10 protein-coding genes are annotated in these 6,180 nt (G+C 63.4%); 6 read left to right on the forward strand and 4 right to left on the reverse strand.

What is annotated here, in order from left to right:
* Positions 1-26: 26 nt before the first annotated feature.
* Positions 27-389, forward strand: coding sequence for a hypothetical protein (locus tag ACFVSI_RS18060; RefSeq protein ID WP_387826622.1), 363 nt, complete (start codon positions 27-29; stop codon positions 387-389).
* 41 nt (positions 390-430) lie between these two features.
* Here the strand turns inward: ACFVSI_RS18060 and ACFVSI_RS18065 are convergent, their stop codons facing one another.
* Positions 431-718: a YciI family protein gene (locus tag ACFVSI_RS18065; protein ID WP_387826624.1), complete on the reverse strand. Its 288-nt coding sequence runs from the start codon at positions 716-718 to the stop codon at positions 431-433.
* Between the two features lie 69 nt (positions 719-787).
* On the opposite strand from ACFVSI_RS18065, the gene ACFVSI_RS18070 reads away from it, so the two are divergent.
* Together ACFVSI_RS18070 and ACFVSI_RS18075 are read left to right on the forward strand one after the other, a co-directional pair.
* Positions 788-1,267, forward strand: coding sequence for a MarR family winged helix-turn-helix transcriptional regulator (locus ACFVSI_RS18070; RefSeq protein ID WP_144662307.1), 480 nt, complete (start codon positions 788-790; stop codon positions 1,265-1,267).
* A gap of 51 nt (positions 1,268-1,318) precedes the next feature.
* A complete protein-coding gene (locus tag ACFVSI_RS18075; RefSeq protein ID WP_387826627.1) occupies positions 1,319-2,086 on the forward strand; it encodes an SGNH/GDSL hydrolase family protein in 768 nt (255 codons plus the stop codon).
* Here the strand turns inward: ACFVSI_RS18075 and ACFVSI_RS18080 are convergent.
* The 3 genes from ACFVSI_RS18080 to ACFVSI_RS18090 are packed head-to-tail and all read right to left on the reverse strand — an operon-like array spanning position 2,070 to position 4,742.
* Entirely contained in the window at positions 2,070-2,861 is a 792-nt protein-coding gene (locus ACFVSI_RS18080; RefSeq protein ID WP_387826631.1) for an FAD:protein FMN transferase, read from the reverse strand. The two genes, ACFVSI_RS18075 and ACFVSI_RS18080, sit on opposite strands and share 17 nt — an antisense overlap.
* On the reverse strand, positions 2,845-3,267 hold the full coding sequence (locus tag ACFVSI_RS18085) for an FMN-binding protein (protein ID WP_387826634.1): 423 nt from the start codon (positions 3,265-3,267) through the stop codon (positions 2,845-2,847). Before ACFVSI_RS18085 ends, ACFVSI_RS18080 begins: the two co-directional genes overlap by 17 nt.
* A gap of 14 nt (positions 3,268-3,281) precedes the next feature.
* A complete protein-coding gene (locus ACFVSI_RS18090; protein ID WP_387826637.1) occupies positions 3,282-4,742 on the reverse strand; it encodes a ferric reductase-like transmembrane domain-containing protein in 1,461 nt (486 codons plus the stop codon).
* 383 nt (positions 4,743-5,125) lie between these two features.
* On the opposite strand from ACFVSI_RS18090, the gene rpmB reads away from it, so the two are divergent.
* The 3 genes from rpmB to rpsN are packed head-to-tail and all read left to right on the forward strand — an operon-like array spanning position 5,126 to position 5,839.
* Entirely contained in the window at positions 5,126-5,362 is a 237-nt protein-coding gene (rpmB, locus tag ACFVSI_RS18095) for a 50S ribosomal protein L28 (RefSeq protein WP_144662315.1), read from the forward strand.
* On the forward strand, positions 5,362-5,529 hold the full coding sequence (gene rpmG / locus ACFVSI_RS18100) for a 50S ribosomal protein L33 (RefSeq protein WP_003798558.1): 168 nt from the start codon (positions 5,362-5,364) through the stop codon (positions 5,527-5,529). The genes rpmB and rpmG overlap by 1 nt, the downstream gene beginning before the upstream one ends.
* A 4-nt stretch (positions 5,530-5,533) precedes the next feature.
* Complete coding sequence (gene rpsN, locus ACFVSI_RS18105; protein WP_011776360.1) at positions 5,534-5,839, forward strand: 30S ribosomal protein S14; 306 nt, start codon at positions 5,534-5,536, stop codon at positions 5,837-5,839.
* Positions 5,840-6,180: the final 341 nt, after the last annotated feature.

A 6,180-nucleotide genomic window follows, 5' to 3' on the forward strand; every position in this document is an offset into this window, starting at 1 on the left:
AAGTTGGCCAAGGGAGAGGACACCAAGTGAAGCTCGAAGTAACAGCCAGCCGCGACGGCCGGCTTTGGTTCCTGGAATCAAAGCAGATCGAAGGTCTGACCACGCAGGCCCGAACCGTGTCCGAAATCCCGGAGATGGTGCGTGACTTGGCATCCCTGCTTACGGGCCGTCCCGAAACGGATTTCGACATCCACATCACCTTTGACGCACCCGAAGTCACCGAGCACCTCAGGGCTGCTGCGGAGTTGGCTGCGAAGGCTGATGAGCTGAAAGCAGCGTCAGCGCGGGAACGTCACGAGGCCGCGATGGTGCTCAAGCGCCAAGGGGTTACTGTCCGCGATATCGGGGCCGTCCTGGGAGTCTCGCACCAGCAACTCGTCAGCCACTAACACGTACCTTCGTGCTTGCAACCGGCAGGAACCCGGAGAGCTCAGCTGTCCAGCAGGTTCTCGTAGCCCTCGGCGACGCTGGTGGCGGTGAATTCGATGATCTCGAAGTCGGCTACCCCGTTGCTGTAAAAGGGGTCTTGTGCCAAGGAGGCGTCCAGGGCTTCCCGGTCCACTTTGGAGAGCAGCACGCCTCCCGTGGCTGGTACGCGACGTCCGGACGCGAGGAAGACGCCGTCGTCGAATGCTGCTTTGAGCCAGGCCATATGGCCTGGCCGGTGAAAGTCGACGATTTCGTCCGGAACTTTGTAGGTCAAGGAGACTACGAACATGCCGTCAGCCTATCGCCAGCGCAGTGTGCTTGGAGCTACCAAGGCAGTGGATTCTCATAAGATGGACCCATGAATCAACCCCGCTGGCTGAACGCCGACGAGCGCCGCGCCTGGCTGGCCCTGCTGAGCATCAACACGTTGCTCCCCTCGGCGTTGGATACCCAGCTTCAGTCTGCCGGCAAGCTGTCCCTCTTCGACTACAACGTGCTGGCGATGCTCTCCGAAACCGAGGGCCGGTACCTTCCCATGAGCGAGCTCGCAGCCCGTACCAGTGCCTCGTTGTCGCGGCTTTCCCACGTTGTTACCAAGCTGCAGAAACGCGGTTGGGTGGAGCGGCAGGCGCACCCCGGAGATGCCCGGGTGACGGTTGCGCACCTGACCGAGGCCGGTATGTCCACCATCGTTTCACTGGCCCCTGCGCATGTGGAATCGGTACGCACCCTGATGCTTGATTCGCTGAGCCCCGAGGACGTTGCCGACCTCGCGCGTATCGGCGAAAAGATTGTTGCCCGGCTGGATAACAACCACTGGATTCTCCGCGATTCCTAGCAGTTCCACCGGGCTTTGGGGCTGTGGCCGCGGAAGTGGCAAACTGGCGGCATGGATTTTTCTGCCCGATATGTGGCCCTGGGAGACTCGTTCACTGAGGGCGTCGGCGACGACGATCCCACGCGCCCCAACGGGGTCCGCGGTTGGGCTGATGTGGTGGCCACGCAACTCGCCCTGGGCAATCCGGGGTTCGGCTACGCCAATCTTGCCATCCGCGGGCGCAAACTCCGCCAGATCATGGCGGAACAGGTGGATGCCGCCGTCGCCATGAAGCCCACCTTGGTGAGCCTCTATGCAGGGGCGAACGACATCCTGCGGCCCAGGATCGATATCGACTCGCTGTTGGAGGAGTACGACGCCGGCATCGCCAGGTTAAGCGCGACCGGAGCCACCGTGCTGCTCTTCACTGGCTTTGACGCAAAAGGCTCGAAAGTCTTCAGCACCATGCGCGGCCGCACGGCAATCTACAACGAACTGGTGCGCGAGATCGCCGAGGACCACGGCGCTTTGCTGGTGGATTACTGGCGGTTCGACGAGTACGACGATTGGCGCATGTGGGGCGAAGACCGGATGCACATGTCCACAGCAGGCCATCTCAACATGGCCAAGCGGGTGCTCGATGTCCTGGAACACGAGCACGTGATGGAGGTTCCCGAGCTCGCCCCCGTCAGGCTGTTGAACCGGGTGGAGACCCTGAAGGCCAACGCACGGTGGATCCGTGAGTCGGCTGCTCCGTGGGTGTCCCGCCGTCTCCGCGGCGTCTCCTCCGGTGATGGTCTCAGCCCGAAGTACGCCGGGTTGATCACGCCGCTTCCCTGAATCCGGGTGTAGCGAGCAACGATCCGTCCCGACGTACGGCGATCACTTCTACGCCCCACTTTTCCACGGCCTGGTCGAGTGTCCTCGTTCCGCCGGAAACGATGGCCGTGGCAAGGACGTCGGCGGTGACAATGTCGCCGGCAGCCACGGAAACCTGCTCGAACTCAGGCGCCGCACCGCCAACAGCCCAGATGTGATGACCCCTTTCGGCGGACCCCGACGTCGCCAGCGCAGGCAGCCGCCGCATCGGGTACGTGAGCAGCAAAGCCTGCCGGTCCAGGGGATCCACCACCCCGGCAAGCCACGGCTCGCGCATCTCCGGCGTTGGCGAGCCACTCACCAGCACGTCCCCGCCGGCGTTCAGGCACCAGTCCTTCAAGCCGAGCGCCTCCAACGACAACGCGGCTTCCCGCGCCGCGTGCGCCTTCACGATCCCGGAGAGGTCCAACACTCCGTCGGGACGTTCGGCCGTGAAGGCCCCGTCGGTCGCCAACCGCCATTCCGCCGCCTCCGCATACAGGTCCCGCATCACTTCAGACGCGTAGGCCAACGTCAGTTCCCCACGGGCCAGCCGGCTCGCTTCGGAACCGTCCCGGTACAGGCTGAAGGTCCGGTCCAGCTCGGCGAACTTATCCTCGACGACGGCGGCAGCTGACTCGAGCTCGTCGGCGGCGGTCTGCGCGTAGTGGCTGCTTGCAACGGTCAGGCTCACCACGGTGCCCATGCTGTGGAACGTCCGGGCCCGGAGCTGCGGACTGCTAGAAGTGGGCTGCATCGAGGGCTGCCTGCAGGGAGGTGAGGTAGGCGTCGCTGGTCACCGTGGCGCCGCTGACGGTTTGCACGTTGGCCGACTGTGCCTGCAGTACCTCGGAGCGCAGCACCGGGGCAGCGCGGCTGCTGATCTGGGCCGACTTGCGTTCAGCGTCGGTGAGCTGCAGCGCCGTGACTTCCGTGATCTTGCCGCCTTGGATGGTCACCCGGACCTGGACTGTACCGAAGCGGGTCTGGACGGACGCGCCGTCGTACGTTGCCGCCGTCGTGGTTCCCTTGCTGGTACCGGTGCTACCGGCACTGGTGCTGCTGCTCAGGCTGGTAGTGGTGGTTGAGCCGGTGTCGGCGACGTGCGCGCCCGACTGCCAGCCGGCCAACAGGATGCCCGCCGACGCCAGCGCGGTTGCCATGGCTGCCCTTATTCTCACCAGTCGAACCTTTCGTAGTGGAGTTGTTCCGCGGGGACACCTGCGGCCCGGACGTCATTGATGACTGAGGCAGCCCAGTGCGATGGGCCGCATACATACACGTCGGCCTGGGCGATCCTCGGGACGAAGGAGCCGATGTTGAACCCGGCCGCAGCCGCAGACTGGGGGAGCCACGGGTGGGCACCGATCGAGCGACGCCCCGTGAGATGGAAGAGGGTAGCGCCGCGTGCTTGGCACAGCTCCATGATTTCCTTGCCAAGGAAAAGCTCGGACTCGTCATGGCCCCGGAGCAGGACCGTGGCGTGGCCGGGTTCGAAGGGGGTGGACTCCAGGAGCGACCGCAACGGTGTGATGCCGATTCCGGCGCCGATCATCACCACGGTGTTCCGCGTGCGGGCCGCCGTGCTGAACATGCCGTAGGGCCCCTCGATGGCAACCCTGGTTCCTGGCTTGATCCCGGCAAGCCGGGCCGAGCCATCGCCCAGGTTCCGCACGGTGATGCGTACTCTGCCTGTTGCGGTCCCGACGCCGGCCACCGGCTCGGCCGACAGGCTGAACGGATGCGGCTGCCACCAATGCCCCGGAGCGAGGAACCTCCAGAAGAAGAAGCGGCCGCCGGCTCCCGAGAGGCGCGCAAGCTGCAGGCCCGTCATCTCGATGCTGAAGACATCCGGCGAAACCCGCACCACCCGGCTTACCGTGAGCTGGTGCCGGAACGTCGCCACCAACGGCTGGCAGACCCTGTAGAGGAGAAGTGCGGCGCCGGTCGCGATGCAGATGGCCAGCCAATACCAGCGCTGCCAGGTGCCCTCCGCGAACAGCCCGCCCACACTGAACTGATGCGGGATGGCGGTGCCTACGGCGGCGTAGGTGAGCAGATGGATCGCGTACCAGAACTCGTAGGGGAATTTCCGGCGGACAGCCACCAGCGAGGTCACCACGACGGCGATGAACAGGGCCATGGAGACGAACGCGAGCCACATGTCAGGGACGTTGACCCACAAGGACACTGATTCGCTGATTGGGTCCAGGCCCTCCGCGGCGCCGTAACCGATGGCGATCAGCAGTCCATGGGCCAGCAGCAGGTAGAGCGCCGGTTTGCCCAGCTTCTTGTGGACCTCCAGGGCGCGGTCATGGCCGATCGCGTTGTCGACAAAGGGAATCCGGGCTGCGAGCAACAGCATCAGCAGTACCAGGTCCATGCCGATCAGTCCGGCGACAATACCTAAGGACGTCATGGTCGCCGCGAACGACGAGAACCCGCTGGCACCGCCGTCGGCAAGCCATAACGACACCGCCGCAACCGGCGACAACCACCCGGTGAAACCCAGGACATCGGCGCGGGCCAGCCGCCGTCGTGCTTGCGGACGGAAGCGTTCGACGGCGGCAGGTGCTGTCCGCGGGACCGGCGGGGCGGGGCTGTCCACGCTGTAATCTGTGGCTGGGAACGAGGTCATGTTCCAAGACTCGCCAAGCTTCCTTTCATTCTGCTGTGAAAGAGCTTTTGAGGGCGTATGATGCCCGATTGGTCTTAATTTCGCCTGACCCGTAGAATAGTTAGGCGCTAGGTAGTGCGGATCGTGTGCAATTGCTCCGGTTGGTGGTGACAGTCAGTCTTGCTGATGTCCCGGTGGCCGGTAGTTAGGGGCTCAAGTTGCGTGCATTCCTGTATTCGCCCGGTATCCCAGGACCTGAGTTATTGCGGTCTTGTGGCCAGCCTTCTTCGCCGCACTTGATGCGGAAACTACCGAAATGGTGTGGACCGGATGCGGACACTGCCTGACGCACGGCAACGCAGGAACATCTGCACGCCGTTACATTCAATCTTTGGAGGAGAGTCATGGCAGCACACTGCCAAGTGACCGGAGCCGAGCCGGGCTTTGGACACAGCATTTCGCACTCGCACCGTCGCAACAAGCGTCGGTTCGACCCGAACATTCAGAAGAAGCGCTACTGGGTTCCGTCCCTGCGCCGTAATGTCACGCTGACCCTGTCGGCCCGTGGCATCAAGACCATCGACGTACGTGGCATCGACGCAGTCGTCGCCGACATCCTGGCACGAGGAGTGAAGCTCTAATGGCAAAGGACAAGGACGTACGTCCGATCATCAAGCTGAAGTCCACCGCGGGCACCGGTTACACCTACGTAACCCGCAAGAACCGTCGTAACGACCCCGACCGCCTGGTCTTGAAGAAGTACGACCCCAAGATCCGCCAGCACGTCGAATTCCGAGAGGAGCGCTAAACACATGGCAAAGAAGTCCAAGATTGCTCGCAACGAGCAGCGCAAGGTCATTGTTGAGCGTTACGCTGCCAAGCGTCTCGAACTGAAGAAGACCCTGGTTGACCCCAACGCGACTGACGAAGCACGCGAAGCTGCACGCCTCGGCCTGCAGAAGCTGCCCCGCAACGCCTCCCCGATCCGTCTGCGTAACCGCGACCAGATCGACGGCCGTCCCCGCGGCACGCTCCAGAAGTTCGGTATCTCCCGTGTTCGCTTCCGCGACATGGCACACCGTGGTGAGCTCCCGGGCATCACCAAGTCTTCCTGGTAATCACGAAGCTCTGAAAGGGCCGGCAACCGTTATGGTTGCCGGCCCTTTTTGTGTTTAACGCTCGCTCATGTTCCCCGGGTTTGGGGGCGGATGCTCGCTCATGTTCCGCGGGGTTTGGTGTGGACGCTCTTTCAGGTGGGTGTTCGACGGCGGGTGGTTGGGTTGGTTGGTTGTGTGTGATGGGGTTCACGGGATGGGGTTTTGGGTCTTTTGGGGGTGGTTTTGGGGTGGTGTGGGCTGGTTTGGCTTGTGTTTGCGGGGTTTTTGGGTGGGGTTTGGGTGGATTTGGTGTGGGGGTGGTGCGCGTGTAAAGTTATTCGAGTCGCCGCCGCTGATGCGGT

This window comes from Paenarthrobacter sp. NPDC057981 (assembly GCF_042886835.1).
In the GTDB taxonomy this organism is placed as follows: Bacteria; Actinomycetota; Actinomycetes; order Actinomycetales; family Micrococcaceae; genus Arthrobacter.

Bases quoted from the DNA above. Each gene is read 5' to 3' on its own strand.
- ACFVSI_RS18080 (WP_387826631.1), bottom strand. From the start codon at position 2,861: ATGCAGCCCACTTCTAGCAGTCCGCAGCTCCGGGCCCGGACGTTCCAC.
- ACFVSI_RS18070 (WP_144662307.1), top strand. From the start codon at position 788: ATGAATCAACCCCGCTGGCTGAACGCCGACGAGCGCCGCGCCTGGCTG.
- ACFVSI_RS18090 (WP_387826637.1), bottom strand. From the start codon at position 4,742: ATGACCTCGTTCCCAGCCACAGATTACAGCGTGGACAGCCCCGCCCCG.
- rpsN (WP_011776360.1), top strand. From the start codon at position 5,534: ATGGCAAAGAAGTCCAAGATTGCTCGCAACGAGCAGCGCAAGGTCATT.
- rpmG (WP_003798558.1), top strand. From the start codon at position 5,362: ATGGCAAAGGACAAGGACGTACGTCCGATCATCAAGCTGAAGTCCACC.
- ACFVSI_RS18075 (WP_387826627.1), top strand. From the start codon at position 1,319: ATGGATTTTTCTGCCCGATATGTGGCCCTGGGAGACTCGTTCACTGAG.
- ACFVSI_RS18065 (WP_387826624.1), bottom strand. From the start codon at position 718: ATGTTCGTAGTCTCCTTGACCTACAAAGTTCCGGACGAAATCGTCGAC.
- ACFVSI_RS18085 (WP_387826634.1), bottom strand. From the start codon at position 3,267: ATGGCAACCGCGCTGGCGTCGGCGGGCATCCTGTTGGCCGGCTGGCAG.
- rpmB (WP_144662315.1), top strand. From the start codon at position 5,126: ATGGCAGCACACTGCCAAGTGACCGGAGCCGAGCCGGGCTTTGGACAC.